A 24,287-nucleotide genomic window follows, 5' to 3' on the forward strand; every position below is an offset into this window, starting at 1 on the left:
CCTGCCGCTCCAATGCTACTTGTTCGACTGGTGGTTGACGTTCGACGAACGGATGCTGGCAGCCTTGGCAGTCGACGACGGGCGCTGTGCGACGGGATTCGCTCGAAGGAGCTGGGGTGACGTATAACGCGAGTGGCCCCGTCGTCCGCTGATGCCCTCAGGAGCCGCCATGCTGCCGTGGCGCTGCAAAGTCGTGGCTCTCCTTGAGGACGAGCCTGGCAGAGGGCTTCCGTGCCACCCCCATCCGTGCCACCCCCCATCTGTTGGGTGGCGTCATCGACGGGAGGCCGGGCGCGCCTCGTGGTCGGCCCGGTGGATGTGGACGACGAGAACCGCATTGATCCGGTCACTTTCGCAGGAATCGGACAGGTGCGTTCGTCCCTGCCGGCGGCTGCCCCGGGTGCGCGACAATGGGGGCGATGACCGTCACCACCTCGGCCGATCCGGCTTCCGAGCCGGAGGGATTCGGCCCCTTCGCCCACCTCACCGTGCCGAATACCCCGCTCTACCGCCAGGTGATGCGGGTGTTCCTCGTGGCCAAGGAGCGGTTCGCCGTCCATCTACGCCCCGAGGAGGTGCACGCCGCCCTGCCGGCGGACATCCGCCCTGCCGAGCCGGAAGCGGTCGTCGCCGCGCTCGACAAGCTCGTCGTCTGGGGCAATCTGCGGGCCGATCCGGACACCGCGCGGGTCACAGCCGTCGAGGACTTCTACCGCAAGCGGTTCATCTACCAGCTCACGCGCGCGGGGGAGGCAGCCGAGGCGGCGCTGTCCGCCTACGACGAGGCGCTCGGCCGCCGCGGCGCTCTTCAGGCAGTCGCGCTGCACGACATCGTCACCCAGCTGCGCGCGCTGCTCGTCCTGGCCGCCGAGGACGAGCCCGACCCGGCCAAGACACACCTGGTACTCGACACGCTGGCCAGCCGCTTCGCCGCGCTCGCCGACAACGCCCGGGCCTTCATGGGATCGCTCCAGAGGACCATCGATCTGCACGACGTCGAGGAGGAGATCTTCCTCGCGTACAAGGACCGGCTCATCCAGTATCTGGAGCGGTTCATCCAGGACCTGATCACGCTGGGCGGGCGGATCGCGCGGCTGATCCTGGAACTGGAGCAGAGCGGCAGGGTGGGTCCGCTGTTGAGGGCCGCCGCCGGACGCGAGGCCGCCGACGCCTCGCCGGAGGAGGCCGCCGAAGCCGAGCGGGAGGTGTACGAGCGGTGGGCCGCGCGCTGGGAGGGGCTCGGGGCGTGGTTCATCAGCAGGGACGGACGTGAGTCGCAGGCCCGGCTCCTGCGCGGCAGGGCACTGGGGGCGATTCCGCAGCTGTTGGCGGTCGTACGGGCGCTGAACGAGCGCAGGGCAGGGCGTTCGGACCGGTCCGCCGACTTCCGGACCCTGGCCCGCTGGTTCGCCGAGGCACCCGACGATGACGCCCGGCACAGGCTGTGGCGAACGGCTTTCGGCCTCTACCCGGCCCGGCACCTCACCGTCGACGCCGACACCCTCGCCGCCCGGGCGGCGAAGCCCGTGTCGGCAGCCACACCCTGGGCCGGGGCGGAGCCGTTGCGGATCAGCCCCCAACTGCGCCGCACCGGGAGTTACGAGCGGCGTGGCAAGCCACGCAAGGTGGAGGACCGTGAGGCCAGGCGGCGCGCTCTGGCTGAGGCGGCCTCCAAGGAGGCTGCGGAGACCGCCGCCGCCCGCGTCCGGCTCGTCACCGACGGCGTCACGCGCCTGTCCGAACTCGGCGAGCTCGACCCGGCCTCCTTCGGCCTGTTCCTCCGACTTCTCGGCGACGCGCTGGCCACATGGCGCCCAGGGATGAGGCACACCGTGGCCACCAGCAACGACGGCTCCATGGAGATCCGGCTCACCGCGCTCGCCGACGGCACCACCGCAGAGGTCCGTACGCTCGGCGGAGTCTTCAGCGGCCCGGACCACCTCATCGAGATCGTCGACCTGACGGACAGTGACGACCTGACGGACAGGACCCCCGGCCGATGACCACCCCCCTCGCCGAATTGCTGGACGGCCAGCACGCCGCCGACCTGCGCAAGGCAGCGCGCGCCCTGCTGAGACACCCCCTCCTCCTGGCGCGCGGCCGGCACGCCGACGAGTTCCGCCTCGTCCGCCGGCACGCGCCCGAACTCCGTGAGTGGTTCGACCGCAACACCGGCTGGTCCCTCCACGTGGACGCCGAGACGGCTCGGCTGCGCAAGATACCCGGCGTCCTTACCGACCCCACGCATCCGGCCCGCGAGGCGAGCCGCGGTAGCACCCCCTTCACCCGTCGCCGCTACGTTCTGCTCTGCCTCGCGCTCGCCGCCCTCGAACGCGGCGAGGCCCAGATCGCCCTCGGGCGCCTCGCCGACCAGATCGTCCTCGACGCCGCCGATCCCCGACTCGCCGCGACGGGGATCGAGTTCGCCCTGGAGCGCCGCGACGAGCGCCTCGACCTCGCCGCCGTCGTCAGGCTTCTGCTCGACCTCGGCGTGCTGCGTCGGGTGGCGGGCGAGGAGGAGGCGTACGTCAGCGGGGCGGGCGACGTCCTGTACGACGTCGAACGCCGGGTCCTCGCCGGACTACTGGCCTCCCGCCGCGGCCCCTCCACCGTCCATGCCGAAACCCTCGACGACCGCCTCGCCGAACTCGTCGCCGAAACCGCCCTGGACAGCGACGAACTGCGCTTCCGAGCGATGCGCCGCTCGCTCACCCGCAGGCTGCTCGACGACCCGGTGGTGTACTACGACGACCTGACCGATGCCGAACTCGGCTACCTCACCCGGCAGCGCGGCTTCCTCACCGCCCGGATCACCGAGCTGACCGGAATGGTCGCGGAGGTGCGGGCCGAGGGGATGGCCATGGTCGACCCCGATGACGACCTCACCGACCTCCGCATGCCCGAACAGGGCACCCACGGCCACGTCACCCTGCTGCTCGCCGAGCACCTGGCCGGCGCCGGCAGGCCGGTCACCCTCGACGAGCTAGCCCTCCGGGTCCGTGAACTCGCCGCCCAGCACGGCAGCTTCTGGTCCAAGTCCGCCCGGGAGCCGGGCATGGAGAGCGAGCTCGTCGAACAGGCCGTCGCCCGGCTCAGCGCGCTCGGTCTGGCCTCCCGTACCCCGGACGCTGTCGCGGCCCGCCCCGCCCTCGCCCGGTACGCGGTCGGCGAGACCGTCATCCGCGAACCCGGCTCCGCCCCCGTGCCTCCGCAGCGAAAGGCCACCTCGTGACCCGCCTCCCCACCCCGCGGCGTTCCCGCTGGCAGCCCCTGCGCGTCGGGCTCGTCGACCTGTTCCACTACGACGTGGAGGAGTTCCACTTCCGGGACGGGCGCCTGCTGTTGCGTGGCAACAATGGCACCGGCAAGTCCAAGGTGCTCGCCCTGACCCTGCCGTTCCTGCTCGACGGTGACCTCAGCCCGCGCCGTGTCGAACCCGACGGCGACCCGGGCAAGCGGATGGAGTGGAACCTGCTCCTCGGTGGCGAGCACCCGCACTCCGAACGGCTCGGATACACCTGGGTCGAGTTCGGCAGGCTCGACGACACGACCGGCGAGCAGCACTTCCTTACGCTGCTGTGCGGGCTCAAGGCCGTCAGCGGGCGGGGCATCGCCCGGCACTGGTACGCCGTCACCCGCCAGCGCGTCGACCACGGGTCCATCGAACGCACGGAGGAGACCTTCCGGCTGCTCGACGCCACCGGCACGGCCCTGTCCCGGGACCGCCTCGCCGAAGCCGTCGCCGGGCACGGCATGGTGTACGACCAGGCCAAGACGTACCGCAGGGCAGTCGACGAAGCCCTCTTCGGCCTCGGCGAGCAGCGGTACGCCGCCCTCGTCGACCTGCTCATCCAGCTGCGCCAGCCCCAGTTGTCCAAGCGGCCCAACGAGGCGGCTCTCTCCCGCGCACTTACCGAGGCGCTGCCGCCCATGGACCAGGCCGTCATCGCCGATGTGGCCGAGGCGTTCCGCTCCCTGGACGAGGAGAAGGACGAGTTGGCTGCCGCGTCCGCCGCCGAGCGGGCCGCCTCCGCCTTCCTGGAGCACTACCGACGGTACGCCCGGATCGCCAGTCGGCGCCGTGCCCGGCTTCCGCGCGCTGAGCACTCCCGCTACGAGCGCGTGCAGCGAGATCTGGTCGAGGCGCAGGAGCGGCGTACCCGCGCGGAGGAGGAGCGAGCGGCAGCCGACGAGGAGATCGGCTCCCTGGCTGAGACCGGGGAACGCCTGCGGGCCCAGGAGACAGCCTTGCGCGAGGCGCCTGAGATGCGCGACGCCCGCGAGCTTGAGCACGCCGCGCAGGCCGTGACGCGAACGGCGCAGGCGGCGGACCGGGCACAAGGGGACCGGGAGCAGGCGGATGCCCTCCACACCAAGGCGCTCAGGCGGCTCGGCGCCGCCGAGAACCGGCTGCGTGCCACGCGGCTCCGGGCCGAGGAGACCTTCGTCCACGCGCGGGAGCAGGCGGCCGCCGCCCGCGTCGTCCTGCCGGGGGACGACCGGCTGCCCGAGCCCGAACTGCGGCGCGTCGTCGAGGACGCCGCGACCCGCGCCCAGCGAGCCCTTGTCCACGTCGAGGGCCTCCTCGAAGCCTCCGAGCGGGCCACCGACGCGCACCGCCGCGCTTCGGGCCGTCTCGACGAGGCGCAGACCGACCTCGCGCTGGCCGCTGAGACACACGGGGAGGCGGAGGAAAGTGCGGCGCGGGCAGGCCGGACCCTCCTGGACGCCGTACGCGAACGCGCCCGCGCCTGGAAGGAGCTGGCCTACTCCGACGAGACCGGTCTCCTGGACGAACTCCAGGAATGGACCCGTCACCTCGACGGTCCCTACCCGGCGCGGGTCCATGCCGCCCGGGCCCACACTGCCCGCTCGGCGGACCTCGCCGACCAGGCGGCTGAAGCCGCCCGCAGGACCTCCGATCTGGCGGCGCGCACCGACGAGGTACGGCGGGAGCTCGCCGCGCTGGAAGCCGGCGGCGGACGCGAGCCTCAGCCCCCGGCGACGCGTACCCCCGGGCTTCGGCAACAGATGCCGGGCGCGCCGCTCTGGCGCCTGGTCGACTTCCGTGACGGTCTGCCCGAGCCAGAGCGTGCCGGGCTCGAAGCGGCACTCGAAGCGTCCGGTCTCCTCGACGCCTGGGTGCTGCCCGACGGTTCCGCCCTCGCCGTCGATGGGCACGACGTCCTGCTCTCCCCGTCGAACGGACCGGTCAGCGGTCCCTCGCTGGCAGACGTGCTGTGCCCGGCCGTGGACCACAGCGGCGGGCAGGCCGCTGCCCTGGACGATTCGACGGTGACCCGACTGCTCGCCGCCGTCGGCCTCGACGGCGGGGGAGTGGCCGGGACATGGGTGGCACCCGACGGGCGCTTCAGGGTCGGTGCGCTCACCGGCACATGGGCCAAGCCCGCCGCCACGTACATCGGCGAGGGCGCGCGCGAGGCGGCGCGCCGGGCCCGCGCCGCTGTGCTCGGCGTCGAACTCGCCTCCCTGCGCGAGGAGTTGGACACGCTCGCGGCTCGGTCCGAGATGATCGCGGCACGCCGTCGCACACTCGACGCCGAGCTCGCCGACGTCCCCGACGAGTCATCGCTGACCAGGGCACACGCGCTCGTGAGCGCCGCCGCCGAGACCGTACGCAAGGCCCGCACGCGGTACGAGGAGCGGGCTGGCGAGGTCATCGAGGCAGGCGGGCGGGCCGAGAGGGCCGCCGCCGAACTCGCCGAGGTCGCCGCTGATCTGGGGCTGCCCGCCGACCGGGCCGGACTCACCGCCGTGCGTCACGCCCTCGGCTCCCTCGCCGCCACGCTGGCCGCTCTGTGGCCCGCGCTACGCGAACGAGGTGAGGCCGCACGGCAGGCGGACGACGAACGTGCCGAGGCGGCCGAGGCGGAGCAGCGGTTCATCGACCTCGCCGAGCGGGCCGAGGACGCGGCGCGCGAGGCGGCGGCGGCCGACGAGCGCCACCGGACCCTGCGCTCCACCGTCGGCGCCGCCGTCGCCGAACTCGAACGACGACTCGCCGAGACCACCGAGGCGCAGCGGACCTGCCAGACCGACCAGAAGAACGCCCGACGGCGTCACACCGAGGCGGACCGGGAGGTCGGGCGGGCCGAGGGGCGGATCGAGCAACTGGATAAGGACCTTGCCGAAGCCGTCGACGCACGTGCGGAGGCCATCGCCGCGCTCCAGCGCTTCACGGCCACCGGACTCGTCGCGGTCGCGCTGCCGGAGCTCACCATCCCCGGCTCGGACGACGGCCCCTGGGCCGCCACCCCGGCCATCGCGCTCGCCCGCGCCATCGACTCCGGTCTGTCGGCCACCGACGACACGGATGCCGCCTGGGAACGCGTCCAGCGACGGCTCGGCGAGGAACTCAAGACCCTGCAGGACACCCTGTCCCGGCACGGGCACAGCGCATCCGCCCGCATGGTCGAGGACGGCATGGTCGTCGACATCGTCTACCAGGGCCGCGAGCGGGCCGTACCCGAACTCGCCGACGCGCTCGCCACGGAGGTCGGCGAGCTCACCCGCATCCTGTCCGCGCACGAACGCGAGATCCTCGAAACCCACCTGATCACCGAGGTCGCCGGAACCCTCCAGGAACTCATCGGCACCGCTGAACGGCAGGTGCGGGACATGAACACCGAACTGGAGGAGCGCCCCACCTCCACCGGCATGAAGCTCCGCCTGGTGTGGCGGGCCTCACGCAAGGCCCCGCCCGGACTCGCCCAGGCCCGTGACCGGCTGCGCCAGTCCGCCGACGCCTGGACGGCCGAGGACCGCACGGCGGTCGGCGAGTTCCTCCAGGCCCAGATCGCCCGCCAGCAGTCCGACGACGGCTCGGGCAGCTGGCTCGAACACCTCACCGCGGCGCTCGACTACCGCTCCTGGCACGAGTTCGGTGTCGAACGCCACCAGCACGGACGGTGGGTCCCGGCCACCGGCCCCGCCTCCGGCGGCGAACGCGTCCTCGCCGTCTCCGTACCGCTGTTCGCCGCCGCCTCCTCGCACTACGCGAGCGCGGGCAGCCCGTACGCGCCCCGCCTGGTCACCCTCGACGAGGCGTTCGCCGGCGTGGACGACGACTCCCGCGCCAAATGCCTCGGCCTGCTGAGCGCCTTCGACCTCGACGTGGTGATGACCAGCGAACGGGAGTGGGCCTGCTACCCGCAGGTGCCCGGCATCGCCATCGCCCAGTTGTCCCGGATCGACGAGGTGGCGGCGGTCCTCGTCACCCGCTGGGAGTGGGACGGTACGCGACGGCAGCGCCGCGAGGACCCCGTACGGGACGTGCCCCAGGACATGCCCGGCGTAAAGGAGCCCGAGCCGCAGTGGAACTGACGCACGGGGCTGAGCCCGAGAACGGAGCGATCGACGGCCCGCGTCTTGCCCGGCTGCTCGGCACACCGGACCTCGCCTGGCTCGTCGAACGAGCGCGCCGACGTCTGGTGAACGGGCAGCCGCTGACCGGATCCGTGTCTCTGGGCGATCCCACTCCGGCCCAGCGGGCGGCGGCCGAACGGCTTCTCGCCCGAGCCCCCGGTGGCGGCAGGTCTCTGACCGTACGGCTGGATGCGGTCGACGCCGTACTGCGCCGCTCGGGCGTCAGCCCTGACGGCCTCGCCGTCGCCGTCGAAGCGCTCACCGGCCCCGTCACGCCGCTTGCCCAGGCCCGACACGAGGAGGAAGCGGCATGGGAGCGGGCGCACGCCCCGCTCGACGAGCTCACCGCGTCGGTCCCTCGGCTGGCGGGCTGGGCCGCCCGGGTACGGGCCGACGGCCTCGCGCGACGGCTCGGCCGTGCCCCCGACAGCACGCGCACCCTGCTCGCCGGGGCGTGCGCCGCTCTGCGGGTACTACCCGCCGATCCGGCCGTCTCGCTGTCCGCCTTCGCCGCCCAGGTCCTCGGCTCGGCGCACGCCCTTGACGACGGGACACCGCTGGCCACGCTCACCCTGTCCGGGGCCCGAGCGCTGACCGGTTTCCCCGACGGTCAGGGCGCCGAATGGCGACGTGAGGCGTGGGCCTCGGCGGGACTGCTCCGCGACGAGCTGTCCTCGACCGTCCTGACTTTGAACCTGCGTGGCACCCCGGCCCTGGACCGGATGGCCGAAGAGGGCGAACCGTTCGCCCTCACCCTGCGTCAGCTCACCCGCCGGCCACCGAACATCGCCCCGCCGGCGGTGTGGATCTGCGAGAACCCGACCGTCCTCGCGGCGGCGGCCGACACCCTCGGCCCCGCGTGCCCACCCCTGGTCTGTCTCCAGGGGCAGCCCTCCGCCGCTGCCCTCACCCTGCTCCGAGGGCTGCACGAACACGGAGCGACCCTGCGCTACCACGGTGACTTCGATTGGGGCGGGCTCCGGATCGCCGGCGTCCTTCACCGCCGCGTCCCCTGGCGGCCCTGGCGCTACACGGTTGCGGACTACCGCGCCGCCGTGTCCCGCAACGCCTCACCCCTGCCGTCACCGCTCGTCGGCACCCCGACCGAGACCCCCTGGGAACCCGCGCTCGCGGCTGCCGTCGCGGAACTCGGCGTACGCGTCGAGGAGGAGAGGGAGCTGGACCTCTTGCTGTCCGACCTCAGCTGAGATCGCCGGCGCCTGAAGCCCACCAGGGGTGCGGGCGGGTGCCGCTGGTCCCGCTCTCGCCCATGCTCTGCTCGGTGAGATCAGCGGATACGCCGTAGTGCGGCCCAGCTTCCCCAACCCGCGGGGGCCTCGACCGAGGTCCACTGACCGGGGAGGGTGGCGGCGACCTCTTCGGCCGGCAGGTGCCGAGTTGGTTGATCCACAGCAGTACGCCGTCCGCCGCTAGGACGCGGGCGATCTCGTCGGGGAACAGGAGCATGTCGACGGCGGCAATGACGGCCGCCGAGGCGTTGGCGGCGGGCAGGGCGCCGGCGTCGGCGCGGACGCGGGCCGGTGATCGTCCGGCGGCTTGGCGGAGCATCTGTTCCGACAGGTCGATGCTGATCACGGTGGGGAGTGCGGCGGCGAGGACGGGGGTGAACAGGCCGGTGCCGGAGCCGAGTTCCAGGCAGGGGCCGTCCGGCATGGGGCCGCCTCGGGTCAGGGCGTCGCGCAGCGGGTCGTCGCGGCCGGTGGCCTGGTCGGTGTCCCAGGAGGCGGCGAGTTGGTCGAACAGGTCGGAGAGGAAGCGGGCTGCCTCGGGTGTCCAGGGGCGCCGGCCTGCGGCCAGATCGCGGGCAAAGGCCTGGAAGAGGCCCGCTGATTCGTTGGGCGGGAGGGGCTTGCCGTCCGGACTGGGCAGTGTGCGAGGCAACAACGTGGCGTTCACGTCTGCCAGTTGAGCATGGGTGGAGGGCGGGATGGATCGGCCCGGGGGTGGAGCGCGATGTGCACCCCCGGGTGGAGAACCCCCGGGGTCAGTGGTTTCCCTCATGTGGCCGGGGGCTCATGTCGCCAGGGCTGCGCTGTGAAGGGTCATGCATGTGTCCGTGTCCGACCTGGGCCGTCCGGGCCGTGGCCGTGGTGGTCGTGGCTGTTGCCGGGCGCCCCGCCCATCATCTTCAGCATGTCCGTCCCACCGGTCCGGAAGAAGCGCACGACCAGTGCGAGCGCCAGCATCAGGAAGGCGATGTTGAGCCAAGTCGTGTAGTTCCAGGAGATGCCCTCCATAGGGATCTTCGCGCCGGCCTGGTCGGGGATCAGGCCGAGTCCTCCGAAGGCGAACTCCACGATGTATCCGGCAAGGTCCATGGCCAGGTAGAAGGTGCCGAGGAGGAACAGCATCGTCTTCGCGCCGGCCGAGCCCGGCGGAGGATTCGAAACCCAGGATCAGGGCCACCCGTTGATCCCGGCGGCTGCCAGGACTGTGAACCCTCGCCGGTCCGCGCGGGCCTTGTCGGCGCGGGGGTTTTGTCCGTCAGATCCACTCGTCCTGAGCGGTCAACTCGCTTGATACAGCACCGGTGTTGACCACCCCGGCCGCATCCATGATCAAGACCTCACACTCCTCCGGCGCTACCGGGCGGTGCTGTACGCCCCGTGGCACGACGAACATGTCTCCGGCGGCCAGCGTGACGCTCTCCCGGTCACGCAGATCGATGGTCAGCTCCCCCTTGACCACGATGAACAGCTCGTCGCCCTCGGGGTGATCGTGCCAGACGAATTCTCCCTTGACCTTCACCGCCTTCATCTCGTAGCCATTGGCCTCGAGAATCGTCTTCGGCGACCAGTACTCGGTGACTTTGGAGAGTTTCTCGGTGACGTTCACGGGCATGTCGGGTCTGGCCATTGTTCCTCCTGATATCCGCGCGTCACGGCCCCCTGCCGTGCCGCAACCCCGCGGTCGGTGGCGTTGGAGAATGCGCGATCCGACGGGAGCGGGAGCGGAATCGGGGCCGCTCAAACCGTCACAGCATCAAAGGCCCCTCACGTCCTGTCAAGTCCCGTCCACGCGCGGGGATTTGCTGCCCACGCGCCCCGGACGTGCGACGGGAGCGGCCGCCCCGCCCCGTGATCCCGGGCGAGGACATGACGAGGATCCGGCGAGGACCACACCGCTGACGATGATTCCGGAAGGCGCCACCGGCCCGTCGAGTGGTTTCAGGGTGACAGTGAAAGTGACAGTCGACTCACGGGCGGCCCGCGCCTTTCGACCGTACGCAGGCTTCGGCAGCTACGGACCGATTCGATATTGCAGCGAAAGGACGTGACCTCACGATGACCGAAACCCATATCGGTCCCAGCGGGTCCGACATCGCGATCGCCGACAACGCGATCGTGCCCGAGGACATCAAGGGTGAAATCGATCAGTTCATGCAGGACGGTTTCATCGGCCCCATCAAGCTCTACGAGCCCGACGAGGCGGCCGAGATCCTGCGCGAGGTCCGCGTCAAGAATCAGGACACCACGCACTCGGTGTTCCACAACAGCATGAACTACGACCGGCACCTCGATATCCCTGAGCTGTCACGCCATGTCACCCACCCCACGATCCTCAAGTACCTGAACGCCATCCTCGGCCCGGACGTGCTGTCGTGGCGTACGGAGTTCTTCGCCAAGTTCCCGGGTTCCCGCGGCACCGAGTGGCACCAGGTCCGTGACTACAGCTACGCCACCGGCAAGCCCCAGTTGCTGCCGACGAAGTCGGACTGGAACGCCTACATCGACATCACGGTGTGGACGACGTTCACCCCGGCGACGAAGAAGACGGGCTGCATGCGCTTCGTCCGTGGTTCGCACCGCGACCGCATCTTCGACGAGAGCAAGTCGCCCGCCCGTGGCCGCGAGAGCCGTTACGAGAACGACCACGAGACGACGTTCACGAAGGACACCGGGTTCTACGGGTACGACTTCTCCGACTTCGCCGTGGACCCGAACTGGGAGCCGCGTCCGGAGGACGTGGTGGACGTCGAGATGCAGCCCGGCGAAGCGCTCATCTTCACGGCCTCCTGCGTCCACGGCGCACTGCCCAACATCACCGAGCGTGACACCCGGTTCGCCATCACCTCGCGCTACGTGCCGACGCACGTCCGGGTCTACCCGGACCAGGACGCGTACACCGCGCACGGGCAGGACTTCGACCTGAAGGACTACGGCACCGTCGTGGTCTCGGGCCGGGACACCTTCGGGCACAACCGGATCCGTACCACCAACGCTCACGGCGAGCCCTTCGCCGTCAAGAACACCCACTGACTCACTTCGTCCATGAACCGGGATTCCGGACGACGAAGGGCAGAGAGGACGCAAGCGTGATCCAGCAGAAGATCAACCAGATCTGGGGACGGGCCCTCAAGCTCGAAGACATCTCCGACGACGACGATTTCTTCGCCCTCGGCGGCCACTCGCTGATCATGGCGACGGTGCAGACGGCGATCCACGACGAGATCGGGATCGAGATCCCGATGGACGAGCTGTTCCGGCACCCCACGGTGCGCAGCATCTCCGCCTACGCCGAGTCGCGCCTCGCGGTGTCCTGATCCCGCGTGGTTCGCTCCCGTCCGCCGGATGACGGCACGGGCGGCGAGCCGCGCCTCGCGCCACCGCGTCCGGGGGCACCGGGCACACCCCGGTGCCCCCGCCGCTGAGCTGTCGCGGCAGGCTCCGGCAACCGCCGCGCGTCCGCCGCACGACCGACAACCATGGGACGACGACGCGTCCTCGCTACGGAAGGAACTCCGGTGCGACTCTCCTCCAGGGGCACGAAGATGAGTGCCCTGTCGGGAATCCGCAGCATCATGGAGGACATCGCGCTGGCCGCGACCGACACCTCGGGCGACACATGGCTCAACCTGAGTCCGGGAAATCCTGCCGCCATCCCTCAGGTCACCGACACCTGGCGCCGGCTGCACGATGAAGCCGTGGCGAGCGGCTTCGCCGAGTTCAGCGGCCGCTACGGACCCTCGCGCGGCTCCGACGTACTGGTCGAGGCGATCGTGCGGTACTTCAACGCCCGTTACGGCTGGGGGATCGGACCGCGGAACATCCTGGTCGGCGCGGGCTGCCAGATGCTCGCCTTCATGGCGACGACCGTCTTCACCGGGCCGTGCGACGACGGGCCGCGCCGGCTGGTGCTGCCGTCCGTCCCCGACTACACCGGCTACCAGGGACTCGGTCTGGACGCGGGTGGCATCGTCGGAGTCGAGCCCGGTGTGGAGTTCGAGGACGGACGCTACTTCCGGTACAGCTTCGACCTCGAAGCCGTGCGCGCCCAGTCCTCGGTGGGGATGATGCTGCTGTCGAGTCCGGGCAACCCGACCGGCCGCACCCTCCTGCGGGACGATCTGTCCGGCCTCATGGAGATCGCCGAGGAACGCGAGATCCCGCTGGTGCTCGACCACGCGTACGGCGATCCGTTCCCCGGCGTCGCGCAGGGTGCGGTGGACCCGCCGCTGCATCCGAACGTCATCAACTGCTTCACCTTCTCCAAGGCCGGCCTGCCCGGAGAGCGTCTCGGTTTCGCGATCGGGCCACGGGAGGCGATCGACGCGATGCTGTCCTTCACCGCCAACTCCCATCTGCACGCACCGCAGTTGATCCAGGCGACGGCGGCGCTCGCCCTGAACGGCGGAGCGATCGACACGCTCACCAACGAGGTGATCCGCCCCTACTACCGCGACAAACGCCGTGCGGCCGAGAAGCTGCTGCACGACCTCCTGCCCGACGCCCTCGACTGGCGGCTGCACAGCACGGACGGCGGAATGTTCTGCTGGCTGTGGATCGACCACGCCTGGTTCTCCGACCTGGTGCTCTACGAAGCCCTCAAGCGCAAGAAGGTCTTCGTTGTGCCGGGCCGCCACTTCTTCGTCGAGCCGTTCGCCTCGCCCTTCCTGGCGGAGCACGCGACGCGCTGCGTGAGGCTGAGCCTGAGCCCGGACGAGACGGTCATCGCCGAGGGCATCGCCCGGCTCGCGGAAGCCCTGGAGGAGATGCGCGGTGCGAAGTGAACGGGTGCGCAACGGTGACATCACCCTCGACGTGGCCGTCGCCGGCCGGGAAGACCTGCCCACGGTGCTCTTCGTCAACGCCGTCGGTATGGAGAACCGCCTCCTGGAGGGCTTGGCGGAGCAGTTCCTGCGCTCAGGGATGAACCTCGTCACCTGGGAGCTGCGGGGGAGCCCCGGCCCCTCTCCCGCGCGGCAGGTGAGTCTGGGGGAGCACACCCAGGACGCGCTGGCCGTGGTCGACGCCCTCGGGCTCACCCGGGTCCATGTGGCGGGCTGGTGCACCGGCGCCTCCATCGCGCTCTTCGTCACGCACGCGCTGGGGGAGCGCGCCCTGTCGTTCACCTCGATCGACGGTGCCCTCCTGTTCGACGGGGTGCCCGGAGCGCCGGTGGGCAACGCGGTGTTCGACATGTGTGCGCAGATCGCCGCCGACACCGACCGCGCCGCGTACTTCCATGACGTCGTACGGCCCCGGGGCAACGAGGGCGCCGCGCTGGGGGTCCAGGACGAAGCGCTGGTGCGCATGCTGACGCTCCCCTACCGCCAGGGCCGTGAAGAACTCACGCGCTTCGCCTGGGGGATCTCCGCGACCTGCGCCTACGATCCGGTCGCGGCCTGCGCCCGGCTCTCCGTGCCGGCGTTGTTCGTCGCCCGCGAGGACGACGCGATGGTGGGGCACCGCAACTCACGACGGGCCGCCGGGCTCGTCGAGGGGGCGCGGCTGCACGTGGCGGGATCGGGGGGCCACTACGCCCTCTTCAACGACCCGGCGGAGACGGCCGCCACCCTGGCGGCGTTCGCCCTGGAGGACAGAGCCCCGGTGTGACGCCGCTGAGGCGCGGCCCGGCGGCCCGGCCTCAGGAAGGCGGCTCCGACCGGCGGCGCCGCGGGGGCCGCTTCTGAAGAATGTCGACGGGCCGCCGGCGTAGGTGCTCGTAGACGAGCGAGGCGCTCAGATCCGCGACCGACGGGTACTGCGCGATGTGGTCCAGGACGAAGTCCTCCAGGTGCTGCGCGTCCTGCACGGCCACCAGTACCTGGAAGTCGTTGCTTCCGGACACCACGAAGACGTCCAGCACCTCCGTCAGGGTGAGGACGAACTCCCGGAACGACTCGACCGCGTCGCGGCTCTTGGGGTGGATGCGTACGGCGATCATCGCCCGCAGCCCGCGCCCCATGGCGTCCAGATTCACCTCGGCCGTGTACCCGAGGATCACCTCGTTCTGCTGCAGACCACGCACCCGCTCCAGACACGTCGAGTCCGCGATGCCCAGCGCGCGCGCCAACTCACGGTTGGAGCGGCGCGCGTTTTTCTGGAGCTCCAGTAACAACCCTCGATTGATCTCGTCAAAATTCGCCACAACTCCCAGTCTAGCGAAGCTATTTCGGAGTCCTTGCAGAGGAGCTGAAACCCTTGCCACACTTCATCCAGCGGTCGGCAATACCCACGGACCACGGTGTCGACGGACAGCTTGGCCCATCGCGGACGTCCCCCGTCTGACCGGTCACCCGCCGGACCGGCCGCACCCCACCACCTCATCGAGTCCTGGGCGTGCCCCCACGTACACACGCGAGGAAAGAAGCCCATGCGCATGCACAGCACCACGACCCCCTGGCTGCCCTTCGGTCCGGCCGACGCGGCGGACGTCAGGCTGTTATGCCTGCCGCACTCGGGTGCGGGCGCCTCGGCCTATCGGGCCTGGGGGGCGGACCTGCCCGACTGGATCGGCGTGTGCCCGGTCCAGCCGCCGGGGCGTGAAACCCGCCGGCAGGAAACGCCGTTCAGCGAGGTCGGCCCCCTCGTCTCGGCGCTCGCACGGGACATCGTGGCGACCGTCGAGGGGCCCTACGCCGTGCTCGGGCACAGCACCGGTGCGATCTGCGCCTTCGAACTGTGCCGGGAGCTGCGCAGGATCGGCGCACCCCAGCCGGTCCACCTCTTCATAGCCGGGCGCCGCGCACCCCAGGTCGAGGAGCACTCCTCGCGCCTCGATGAGCTGACCCTGGACGAGCTGGCGGATGTGCTGCGCCGGCATGGCGGCACGCCCGACTGGGTCCTCAACGACCCGGCCATGCTGCGCATGCTGCATCCGCTGCTCACCGCCGACTTCGCCGTCAGCGAGGAGTACGCCTACACCCCCGAGCCCCCGCTCGACCTGCCGATCTCCGCGTTCGCCGCGAGCGACGACCCCCGGGCGACGACGGCCCAACTGGCCGCCTGGGAACAGCAGACCACCGGCAGATTCACCCTCCACCCGCTGGAGGGTGACCACTTCGCCCTCTTCACGCACGCGTCCGCCGTGCACCGCGCCATCGCCGAGGCGCTGCGGACCGCGTGACGGGGGGTCAGGGCCGGCGGCGACCCCCGTGCCGCCGGCCCCGGCATCCCCTTCAGGAAGCCCCACCGACCAAGAACGTCCCGACCTTTGCCCAGCGGCAGCGAAAGACGAATGAGTGTGATGCGCGATGAAGACCAAGCCCCTCGGTGCCTTCGGCTGGCTGCTGTTCACCATGATCCTCTGGGGCAGCGCCTTTCCCTCCTCCAAGTACGCCACCGAGCACGTACCCCATGCGATAGCCGTCCTGTTCCGCTTCGGTGGAGGCGCCGTCGTCCTTCTGATCATCACGTTCTTCCGGCGGCCGCAGCAGTCCCCGAAACTCAAGGACATCGTGGGCGCGTGCGTGGCCGGACTGATCGGCGTCTGCGGCTACAACTCGCTGTTCTTCTGGGGCGTCACGCTGGCCCCGGCCAGTGACGGCAGCGTCATCTTCCCCGCGCTCACTCCCGTCATCACCGCGGTCGTCCTCATCCTGAGCCACCGTGAGACGGCCAGGCCGGCCCGCGTCATGGGTCTGGTCCTCGGCGTCGGCGGCGCCGCCCTGTTCTTCTTCACCACCAACGCGCACGGAGCCCCGGGCTCGACCCGGCTGATGGGCGACACGATCTTCCTCGTCGGCGCCGCCGTGTGGTCCACCTACACCCTGCTGAACCGCCGTCTGGTGGCGGGCATGGACCCCGTGCAGGCCGTCACCTACTCCACGGTCGCCGGCTCCATCGCCCTCGGTGCCATGGCGACCCCGCACTTCGGTGACGTCGCCTGGGGCTCCCTGTCGACCGGGTTCTGGATCAACGCCGTCTACCTCGCGATCGGGCCGACCGCCGTGGCGTACATCCTGTATGTGCGGGGCATCCGGGACGTCGGCGCGTCCGCGGCCTCGGTCATGATGTTCGCCGTTCCTCTCTTCGGCACGATCTTCTCCTTCATCTCCCTCGGTGAATCCTTCACCTGGTCCCAGGGAGCGGCTGCGGTGATCATGGTGGGCGGCGCGTTCCTCGCCGTCATCACGGGACGCAAACCCGCCACCGAATCCGCCACCGAACCCGCCGGCGCCGAGCAGCCGGTTCCGGCGGACGCGCCGCAGGACCCCGAGCGGCCCGCGGGCGTCGCCGCGCGGACGCCCGACGACACCCGGGCGCAGGAGCCCGGCACGAAGTCGGTACGGGAAGCGGGTCCTGCGACGCGGTGACGCGGGGCCGGGCCGGCGACAGGGTGCGCCACGTGGGTGTCTCCACGTGGCGCACCCTGTCGCGTCGCGCGGGCCTTACGACGTCTCCTCCCGCACCGCCACCAGGTCCTGCCCCTCGCGCCGCTGCTCCGCGTTGTCACTCGGCACCGAACGCGGCGGCGCGGCACGGTGGAAGCGATCGAGCAGCGGACCGGTCATGACCGTGGTGGCCACCGCCATCACGACCATGGCCGTGAACAGGCGGCTGTCCAGAACGCCCAGGGACAGACCGACGTTGAGGATCACCAGTTCGGTGAGCCCGCGGGCATTGAGCAGCACACCGAGGGCCGCCGCCTCCGGGCCGGTCGCACCGGTCAGCCGCGCCGCTCCGGCCGCGCCCGCGAACTTGCCGAAGCAGGCCGTGACGAGCACCGCCAGCAGGATGAGCAGGCCCTGCCCGCCGAGCGCCCCGAGGTTCACCGACAGGCCGGTCACCATGAAGAACACCGGCAACAGGAAGAGACTCGTCTGTTCGATGCGCTCGGGAACCTCGGGAGCCGTCCTGTCGATGGCGGCGCGCGGGACGATCACGCCGAAGGCGAAGGCCCCGAACACCGCGTGCAGTCCCAGCGCCTGGGTGGCCCAGGCGCAGAGCAGGAGACCCACGACCAGCACGGCGTGGATGAGCGCGCGATTGGACCACCGGCGGCCCGGCGCGAAGAGCCACATCAGTCCCGGCCGCACGGCGTACCACAGGAACAGCAGCAGCCCCACGGAGATCAGGCCCATGCGCGCCAGCGGCCAGCCGCCCGTGCTCTGCGCCAGGGCCACGACCACGGCGAGCACCACCCAGGCGAGGAAGTCCTGGATGGCCGCGCAGGCCACGGCCATGACTCCGATCCGGTCTTTCTGGAGACCGCGCTCGGAGATGATGCGCGCCAGGACCGGGAACGCGGTGATGGACATGGCCGCGCCCAGGAAGAGGGCCGGGACGAGCCGGCCCGGCACGGTGGTGCCCGTGTCGGTGAGCCAGGGATGCAGGACGCAGAGCAGCCCGACACCGAGGGCGAACGGCAGGGCGACCGAGCTGAGGGACACGGCGGTCACTTGACGGCCGTGTCCCCGCAGATGGGAACCGTCGAACTCGTAGCCGATGCCGAACATGAAGAGCACCAGGCCCAGTTGCGAAAGAACCTGGAGGTAGGGGCGGACTTCCGGAGGGAAGATCACGTCGACCGGGTTGCCGGGCACCAGGCCGAGCACACTCGGTCCCAGGGCGATGCCGGCGATGATCTCTCCGACGACGACCGGCTGCCGCACTCGCCGGGCCAGCCGGGCGAAGACATAGGCCGCGCCGAGGATGACGGCCAAAGAGACCAGGACGTGTTCGGTCACTGCTTCGGTGGACCCGGATGCCAAACGATGTAGTTCCAACGTTCCGTCTCTCCCAGAGGTGGTGAGCGGTCATGTGCCGTCGATCCCGCGGAAGCGGGGGGACGCCTAACGCGCGCGGCCTTCCTGGGGCGAGGCGCCGGATCGCACACTTTCGGCCAGTGCCCTGCGGTCGATCTTGCCGTTGGGGTTGAGCGGAAAGGCCGACACCTCGACGAACTCCTGCGGCACCATGTTGCGCGGTAGCGTTTCGAGCAGATCCTGGCGGAGCGACCGCTCGTCGATGGGCTCCGCCGCCGCGATCACCACGGCGACGAGCCGGGCATCCTGCTCGCCGTCGGACACGGGGAGGACGACGACGTCGCGCACCTTCTTGTGGCGGCGCACGGCGTGTTCGACATCGCCGAGGTCGATCCGCATGCCCCGGACCTTCACCTGGTGGTCCACCCGGCCCACGACGACGAGTTCGCCCGACGGTGTCGCGTACCCCTGGTCCCCGGTCCGGTAGAAACGCACCGGCCGGCCGTCGCGCTCCGTCGTCACGAAGTTGCTCTGCCGCGCGGGGTCGGCGTTGAGATAGCCGGCCCCGACACTGGTGCCGGTGATGCAGATCTCCCCCACCTCTCCGTCGGCGACCTCTTCCAGGGCGTCGTCCAGGATCCGGATCTCGGTGTTGTACACCGGAGCCCCGGCGGGCATACGGCTGTTCGCGTACCCCGGGTAGTCCACCATGCGGTGTGACGACGCGACGTCCGTGCACTCGGCGACACCGTACTGGTGCAGCAGCACACACCTGTTGCCCTCGCGGGTGGCCCAGTCGGCCACCCTGGCCGCCGACATGGGTTCGCCGCCGATGAAGACGTAGTGCAGGCCGGTCAGGACTTCTGTGCCCCGGTCCATCTCCCGGTCCACCAGCAGATACAGCGTGCTGGGCGCGCAGTGGAGCGTCCGGACGCCGAGCTCCCCTATGAGGCGGTAGGCCAGACTGATGTCGAAGCTGCGGCTGGGCAGCAGGTGCAGGGCGGCCCCCATGAACAAGGGAGCCATGATGCTGCGCTGACTGATGTCGAAGCCGAACGAACTGAGGAGCATGTTGCTGGAGCCGTGGTCCAGTTCGTACTCCAGGCGCAGCCAGTTGAGGAGGTTGTACCAGCCTTCGTGCCGCACCGCCGTGGCCTTCGGCGTTCCGGTGGATCCGGAGGTGAAGACCACGTAGCAGAGGTCGTCCGGGCCGATCTCGACCTGGGGATCCGTGGTGGGGCGCGACTCCAGTCGGAGCTCGGGGTCGTTCACGTCGACGATGTCGCCGTGGCACCCCTCCACCAGGGAGAGCGTGTCTTTCGCCGCCAACACCGCTGTCATCTGCGGGAGTTGGGACAGCATGAGCCGCAGCCGCTCCGCGGGGTACGTGGGGTCGAGTGGTACGTAGGTGGCACCGGCCTTGAGGATGGCCAGGATGCTGGACACGAGCTCGGGCGACCGGTCGACGCACACCCCGACGATGGCGCCGTTGCTGATGCCGCGTGCCATCAAGTGGTGCGCGAGCCGGTTCGCGCGGGCGTTCATCTCGCCGTACGTGAGGCGTTCCTCGCCACAGGTCAGGGCGAGTCGTTCCGGATGTGTCCTGGCATGTTCCTCGAAGACGCGGTGGGTGAGGCGTTCGGCGGGCAGCGGGACGCGGTTGCCGATCAGGGCCATATGGCCGTCACTCCTTGGACCGTGGGTGGATGCGCGCGTACGCGCGGGAAGCCGAGCTCGTCGGTCAGGAGGCGGCGTGGTTGCGGTTGACCGCGTTCAGGACGGCGGCGGTGGCCGCGGTGGCGGGGTCGTGGTGCAGCGCGGCACCGTGTGTGGCGGTGTTGTCGTGGGTGAGGTGGGTGTAGGCGACGGTGCCGTGGTCGGGGTGGGGGTGGCTGTGCTGGTGCAGGAGCGTTACGGGGTGGCCGGCCCGGGTCAGGGCGTCGGCCGCGGCGTCCTGAGCGGTACGGCCGGTACCTGTGGTGTCGACTTCGCGCCCGTCGGCATCGGCGAGGGTGACGCGGAGGGTGACGGCGCCGGGGGCGGTCTCCTCCTGACGGCACTCCTTGAGCAGGAGCCAGGGGCGCGGTTCGAGGTAGGTCTCCGCGAACGCCTTCCACAGGTCCTGCGAGGTGAGCTCGGCACCGGAGCGGTCGGTGATCTGCTGGACGGTGCGGGCGAAGTCGACGCGCAGCTCGCGCGGCAGGTCGAGGTGGTGGTCGGCCTTGAGGATCTGGGCGATGCCGCCCTTGCCCGACTGGGAGTTGACACGTACGACGGATTCGTAGGTGCGGCCGACGTCCCTCGGGTCGATGGGGAGGTACGGGACCTGCCAGCGCTGGGCGCCGGGGCCGGTGCCCTGTCGGCGGGCCGTCTCGTCCAGGGCGGCCAGGCCCTTGGCGATGGCGTCCTGGTGGGTTCCGGAGAACGCCGTGTAGACCAGCTCTCCGGCGTAGGGATGGCGAGCGGGAACCGGCATCTGGTTGCAGGACTCCACCGTGCGGCGCACGGCGTCGATGTCGGAGAAGTCGAGCTGGGGGTCGATGCCATGGCTGAAGAGGTTCATCGCCAGGGTTGCCAGGCAGACGTTCCCGGTGCGCTCGCCGTTGCCGAACAGGGTGCCCTCGATGCGGTCGGCACCCGCCATCAGGGCCAGTTCGGCCGAGGCCACGGCGGTACCGCGGTCGTTGTGGGGGTGCACGGAGAGGATCACGGAGCCCCGGCGGTCCAGATTGCGGTGCATCCACTCGATCTGGTCGGCGAAGACGTTGGGCGTGTCCATCTCCACGGTGGTGGGCAGATTGAGGGTGACCGGCCGGTCGGGAGAGGCGTCCCAGTGCGTCAGCACCGCATTGCACAGCTCCAGTGCGTAGTCCGGCTCGGTGACGTTGAACGTCTCGGGGGAGAACTCGTACCGCAGCTGCGTGCCCGGCATGGTCTCCGCGAGCCGTGCCACCTTGTCCACGGCCCGCAGGGTGAAGTCCCGCATCTCGTCGGCCGACAGGTGGAAGACCGTCTCCCGCCACAGGCACGCGGTCGCCAGGCAGAGGTGCACCACGGCCCGGCGGGCACCGCGCAACGCCTCGAAGGTGCGCTCGATCAGCTCCGGGCGGGCCGGGGTGAACACCACGATGGTCACATCGTCGGGCACCCGGTCCTGCTCGATCAGCTCCCGTACGAAGTCGAACTCCGCCCGGCTGGCCGCCGGATAGCCGACCTCGATCTCCTTGAAGCCCATGCCCACCAGCAGGTCGAACATCCGCCCCTTGCGGCCTGCGTCCATCGGCACGGCCAGCGCCTGGTTGCCGTCCCGCAGGTCCACCGAGGCCCACAGCGGCGCATGCCTGATATCGCGCTCGGGCCAGCCCCGGGCTCCGGACCCGGCCGGCACCCGGTCCGGCACGCGCTCGTACCGATGAATCGGCATCGACGATGCCCGCTGGGCGTTCCACCACGGCTGCCCCTCGCGCCGCGGCCCCTGTGGCGCCCGCACCCCACCCACCGGATTCGCCATAGTCTCGGACACACCAACCGCCTCTCTACGGATCCCACGGAACCAACGCCCCGACCCTCACTTCCGCTGTCCTCGCCCCATCCTCGAAGCATCCTCGCCGTCCGTTGCGCCGAGATAACCGGACCAATTCGCTCCGCTTCTGGTGCAGTCTCCGCCTACTACGGCGAAAATCAGCCAGATTCCGTGATCGATGTGCAGCGCGCATATGCCCGCTGGAATGATCCGGTTGCGCCCCCATGGGCAGGCCCGCTCGGCGATCCCGGCCCAGGCTGTCCCAAGGAGTGGATGGCCCCTATCGACTCGCGGTGGGCCTGGATACCCTTCTCGGCGGAATTCACGACCACCTTCACGCGCCAGTGGTCAGCATCTTTCAACACGGGGGTCAAAGTGCTGAATTATCGCATCCTGGGGCCGCTCGAAATATGGACCACCTCGGGGCAGGTCAGATTATCCGGGAGTAAGCGGCAAGCCTTCCTCGGCGCTCTGTTGCTCGCCGGCGGTATGCCGGTGTCACTCGCGCAGTTGATCGACACGGTGTGGGGTCACCATGCTCCCGCCACCGCGGTCAAGCAGATCCGCAACGCGGCCTCCGACCTGCGCAGGAGCCACCCGGAGATCGGTGAACAGCTCCTCATGGCGGGAGACGGCTACCAGTTGAGGATCGATGAGGACCGGCTGGACGCGAAGGTCTTCTCGCACGGCGTCACCCGCGCCCGCCGCCTGGTCAAGGAGGGGCTCGCCGCCGCGGCGCTGGAGGAATTCAGATCCGCCCTCTCCCTCTGGCGCGGCTCCGCGCTCGCCGGACTTGACAGGCCCGCCCTGCAGGCTCAGGTGGACGGGCTCAACGAATTGCGCCTCAGCGTGTTGGAAGAATGCTTTGAACTGGAGCTGGCCGAGGGAGAGCACAAATCCATCGTCGGCGACCTCGCTCTATGGGTGGCCGAGCATCCCCTGCGGGAACGCCTGATTTCCCAGTTGATGCTCGCCCTGTTCCGTTCCGGCTCCCAGGCTCGGGCCCTGACCGTTTACGAACAGGCCCGTCAGAGACTCAAAGAGGAACTCGGCGTCGATCCGGGAGCGGAATTGCAGGAGGTTCATCAGTACATTCTGGTGAACGGCGCTCGCAGGTCGGGGTTTGGTGCCCCGTCCCTTCGGCACAACAATCTTCCGGCCAGAAGCGGAAACTTCACCGGCCGGATTCCCGAACAGCGACTCATCGAGAAGGCGGCGCGGGCCGCAGGTGCCGACCGGGGCGGGGCAGGGAGCGTTCCCGCGGTGGTGGCCATCGACGGCATGGCCGGGGTCGGCAAGACAACCCTGGCCGTCCACGCCGCGTACCAGCTGGCGGACTCCTACCCGGACGCCCAGCTCTACGTAGACATGTCCGCCTGTTCGGCGGGCAAACACCCTCTGACCGCGTGGGCGGCCCTGGGCATTCTCCTGTCCGGCCTCGGAGTGCCGCCACGCGGTATTCCAACAAGCCTGGAGCAGCGGGCGACCACGTGGCGGCGGATGATGGCCGACCGGCGCGCGCTGATCGTGCTCGACGACGTGGCGGACACGCAGCAGATCCTTCTGTTGCTGACCGGCGCGCCCGGCTCCCTCACCATCGTGACGAGCCGCAATCGGCTCACCGAATTCATGTCCACCTGTCAGCTCACCCTCCAGGAGATGTCGCCGGCCGAGGGCGGGGAGATGTTCAGCCGGATCGCCGGGGAGAAACGTGCCTGGCGGGAGCGTGCGGCCGTCGACGACATCGTCGCACTGTGCGGGGGGCTTCCCCTCGCGATTCGGATAGCCGCGGCCAAGCTGTGCCACCGGCCTTCCTGGACCGTCTCCTACCTGGCTTCCCGGCTCGCCGACGAAGGACGGCGACTGTCCGTGCTCGATGACGAGGACGGCCGCCTCACGCAGGTGTTCCAGCAGTCCTACGACGGGCTGACCTACCGTCAGCAGCTCGTCTTCCGCGTACTTGGCCGTCTGCCCAGTGACAACATCAAGCCTCATGCAGTGGCAAGGCTGACCGGTCTTTCGGCGGCGCGCGTCGATCAACTCCTCGAATCGCTGGTGGACGCTCACCTGATCGAGGCGACGGGCCCCGGCCGGTACCGCATCCACGAACTGCTCCATGCGTACGCCACGCAGCTCGCGGAAGCCGCCGATGTCACGGACGCGGCGGACGGCGGGCACGATCGCGCTGTGGCGACGCGGCTTGCCGACCGTCGTCCGGCAGGTCAAGTGGTCGAGGCGCTACGGGAGTTATCGGCCCGTGGCCCGGTTCGGGCGACAGTGGCCTGCACCGGTGGCTGACGTCTTCGCATCCACTGACGCCAACTGTGCCTGGAATGCGGGTCGTTGTGGGCATTGGCGCACTTCGCTCTGGATTGACCAGGTTAGACTCCACGCGGCCCGCCCCGGGCACTGCGTGGCGGGTCAACC

Annotated in this window: 18 protein-coding genes; 11 read left to right on the forward strand and 7 right to left on the reverse strand. The window is 70.2% G+C overall.

All coding sequences use genetic code 11. The features are described 5' to 3' along the window. The first annotated feature begins 419 nt into the window (after positions 1-419). From N4G70_RS33610 to N4G70_RS33625, 4 genes are read left to right on the forward strand one after another with little or no spacing between them, the layout of a single operon-like run. Positions 420-2,003, forward strand: coding sequence for a TIGR02677 family protein (locus N4G70_RS33610; RefSeq protein WP_261716569.1), 1,584 nt, complete (start codon positions 420-422; stop codon positions 2,001-2,003). Then, on the forward strand, positions 2,000-3,232 hold the full coding sequence (locus N4G70_RS33615) for a TIGR02678 family protein (protein ID WP_261716570.1): 1,233 nt from the start codon (positions 2,000-2,002) through the stop codon (positions 3,230-3,232). The genes N4G70_RS33610 and N4G70_RS33615 overlap by 4 nt, the downstream gene beginning before the upstream one ends. Then, a complete protein-coding gene (locus N4G70_RS33620; protein ID WP_261716571.1) occupies positions 3,229-7,344 on the forward strand; it encodes a TIGR02680 family protein in 4,116 nt (1,371 codons plus the stop codon). The genes N4G70_RS33615 and N4G70_RS33620 overlap by 4 nt, the downstream gene beginning before the upstream one ends. Further along, positions 7,335-8,594: a TIGR02679 family protein gene (locus N4G70_RS33625; RefSeq protein WP_261716572.1), complete on the forward strand. Its 1,260-nt coding sequence runs from the start codon at positions 7,335-7,337 to the stop codon at positions 8,592-8,594. Before N4G70_RS33620 ends, N4G70_RS33625 begins: the two co-directional genes overlap by 10 nt. Here N4G70_RS33625 and N4G70_RS33630 read toward each other — a convergent pair. From N4G70_RS33630 to N4G70_RS33640, 3 genes are all read right to left on the reverse strand, one after another. Beyond that, the gene (locus N4G70_RS33630) at positions 8,587-9,303 is read right to left on the reverse strand and encodes a methyltransferase domain-containing protein (protein WP_261716573.1); all 717 of its coding nucleotides are present in this window, start codon (positions 9,301-9,303) and stop codon (positions 8,587-8,589) included. The genes N4G70_RS33625 and N4G70_RS33630 overlap by 8 nt on opposite strands. A gap of 146 nt (positions 9,304-9,449) precedes the next feature. After that, the gene (locus N4G70_RS33635; RefSeq protein WP_399037770.1) at positions 9,450-9,758 is read right to left on the reverse strand and encodes a hypothetical protein; all 309 of its coding nucleotides are present in this window, start codon (positions 9,756-9,758) and stop codon (positions 9,450-9,452) included. Between the two features lie 133 nt (positions 9,759-9,891). After that, positions 9,892-10,263, reverse strand: a complete 372-nt coding sequence (locus N4G70_RS33640; protein ID WP_261716574.1) for a cupin domain-containing protein — start codon at positions 10,261-10,263, stop codon at positions 9,892-9,894. 428 nt (positions 10,264-10,691) lie between these two features. On the opposite strand from N4G70_RS33640, the gene N4G70_RS33645 reads away from it, so the two are divergent. The 4 genes from N4G70_RS33645 (at position 10,692) to N4G70_RS33660 (ending at position 14,243) form a co-directional block, all read left to right on the forward strand. Beyond that, on the forward strand, positions 10,692-11,666 hold the full coding sequence (locus tag N4G70_RS33645) for a chlorinating enzyme (protein WP_120720242.1): 975 nt from the start codon (positions 10,692-10,694) through the stop codon (positions 11,664-11,666). Positions 11,667-11,722: 56 nt separating this feature from the next. Beyond that, positions 11,723-11,950: an acyl carrier protein gene (locus N4G70_RS33650; RefSeq protein WP_120720241.1), complete on the forward strand. Its 228-nt coding sequence runs from the start codon at positions 11,723-11,725 to the stop codon at positions 11,948-11,950. A gap of 228 nt (positions 11,951-12,178) precedes the next feature. Next, on the forward strand, positions 12,179-13,417 hold the full coding sequence (locus tag N4G70_RS33655) for an aminotransferase class I/II-fold pyridoxal phosphate-dependent enzyme (RefSeq protein WP_261716575.1): 1,239 nt from the start codon (positions 12,179-12,181) through the stop codon (positions 13,415-13,417). Then, positions 13,407-14,243, forward strand: a complete 837-nt coding sequence (locus N4G70_RS33660; protein WP_261716576.1) for an alpha/beta fold hydrolase — start codon at positions 13,407-13,409, stop codon at positions 14,241-14,243. Before N4G70_RS33655 ends, N4G70_RS33660 begins: the two co-directional genes overlap by 11 nt. Before the next feature lie 31 nt (positions 14,244-14,274). Here the strand turns inward: N4G70_RS33660 and N4G70_RS33665 are convergent, their stop codons facing one another. Then, complete coding sequence (locus tag N4G70_RS33665) at positions 14,275-14,778, reverse strand: Lrp/AsnC family transcriptional regulator (RefSeq protein ID WP_261716577.1); 504 nt, start codon at positions 14,776-14,778, stop codon at positions 14,275-14,277. A 231-nt stretch (positions 14,779-15,009) separates the two neighbouring features. Here N4G70_RS33665 and N4G70_RS33670 point away from each other — a divergent pair, with 231 nt between their 5' ends. Beyond that, positions 15,010-15,756, forward strand: coding sequence for a thioesterase II family protein (locus N4G70_RS33670; protein WP_261716578.1), 747 nt, complete (start codon positions 15,010-15,012; stop codon positions 15,754-15,756). Between the two features lie 127 nt (positions 15,757-15,883). Next, positions 15,884-16,945 carry a DMT family transporter gene (locus tag N4G70_RS33675; protein ID WP_261716579.1) on the forward strand — a complete coding sequence of 354 codons (1,062 nt, stop codon included), beginning with the start codon at positions 15,884-15,886 and terminating at the stop codon, positions 16,943-16,945. 75 nt (positions 16,946-17,020) lie between these two features. Here the strand turns inward: N4G70_RS33675 and N4G70_RS33680 are convergent, their stop codons facing one another. From N4G70_RS33680 to N4G70_RS33690, 3 genes are all read right to left on the reverse strand, one after another. Then, entirely contained in the window at positions 17,021-18,319 is a 1,299-nt protein-coding gene (locus N4G70_RS33680; protein ID WP_261716580.1) for a cation:proton antiporter, read from the reverse strand. A 105-nt stretch (positions 18,320-18,424) separates the two neighbouring features. Beyond that, positions 18,425-20,014, reverse strand: coding sequence for an amino acid adenylation domain-containing protein (locus N4G70_RS33685; RefSeq protein WP_261716581.1), 1,590 nt, complete (start codon positions 20,012-20,014; stop codon positions 18,425-18,427). Between the two features lie 64 nt (positions 20,015-20,078). Then, positions 20,079-21,761 (reverse strand): 2-isopropylmalate synthase, encoded by a 1,683-nt coding sequence (locus N4G70_RS33690; protein ID WP_315904327.1) that lies wholly within the window; start codon positions 21,759-21,761, stop codon positions 20,079-20,081. 372 nt (positions 21,762-22,133) lie between these two features. On the opposite strand from N4G70_RS33690, the gene N4G70_RS33695 reads away from it, so the two are divergent. Further along, complete coding sequence (locus tag N4G70_RS33695) at positions 22,134-24,158, forward strand: BTAD domain-containing putative transcriptional regulator (protein WP_261716582.1); 2,025 nt, start codon at positions 22,134-22,136, stop codon at positions 24,156-24,158. Positions 24,159-24,287 lie beyond the last annotated feature (129 nt).

The organism is Streptomyces sp. ASQP_92, assembly GCF_025399895.1.
GTDB lineage: Bacteria > Actinomycetota > Actinomycetes > Streptomycetales > Streptomycetaceae > Streptomyces.

Bases quoted from the DNA above. Each gene is read 5' to 3' on its own strand.
- N4G70_RS33610 (WP_261716569.1), top strand. From the start codon at position 420: ATGACCGTCACCACCTCGGCCGATCCGGCTTCCGAGCCGGAGGGATTC.
- N4G70_RS33615 (WP_261716570.1), top strand. From the start codon at position 2,000: ATGACCACCCCCCTCGCCGAATTGCTGGACGGCCAGCACGCCGCCGAC.
- N4G70_RS33635 (WP_399037770.1), bottom strand. From the start codon at position 9,758: ATGCTGTTCCTCCTCGGCACCTTCTACCTGGCCATGGACCTTGCCGGA.
- N4G70_RS33640 (WP_261716574.1), bottom strand. From the start codon at position 10,263: ATGGCCAGACCCGACATGCCCGTGAACGTCACCGAGAAACTCTCCAAA.
- N4G70_RS33645 (WP_120720242.1), top strand. From the start codon at position 10,692: ATGACCGAAACCCATATCGGTCCCAGCGGGTCCGACATCGCGATCGCC.
- N4G70_RS33655 (WP_261716575.1), top strand. From the start codon at position 12,179: ATGAGTGCCCTGTCGGGAATCCGCAGCATCATGGAGGACATCGCGCTG.
- N4G70_RS33670 (WP_261716578.1), top strand. From the start codon at position 15,010: ATGCACAGCACCACGACCCCCTGGCTGCCCTTCGGTCCGGCCGACGCG.
- N4G70_RS33675 (WP_261716579.1), top strand. From the start codon at position 15,884: ATGAAGACCAAGCCCCTCGGTGCCTTCGGCTGGCTGCTGTTCACCATG.
- N4G70_RS33685 (WP_261716581.1), bottom strand. From the start codon at position 20,014: ATGGCCCTGATCGGCAACCGCGTCCCGCTGCCCGCCGAACGCCTCACC.
- N4G70_RS33690 (WP_315904327.1), bottom strand. From the start codon at position 21,761: ATGCCGATTCATCGGTACGAGCGCGTGCCGGACCGGGTGCCGGCCGGG.
- N4G70_RS33695 (WP_261716582.1), top strand. From the start codon at position 22,134: ATGGCCCCTATCGACTCGCGGTGGGCCTGGATACCCTTCTCGGCGGAA.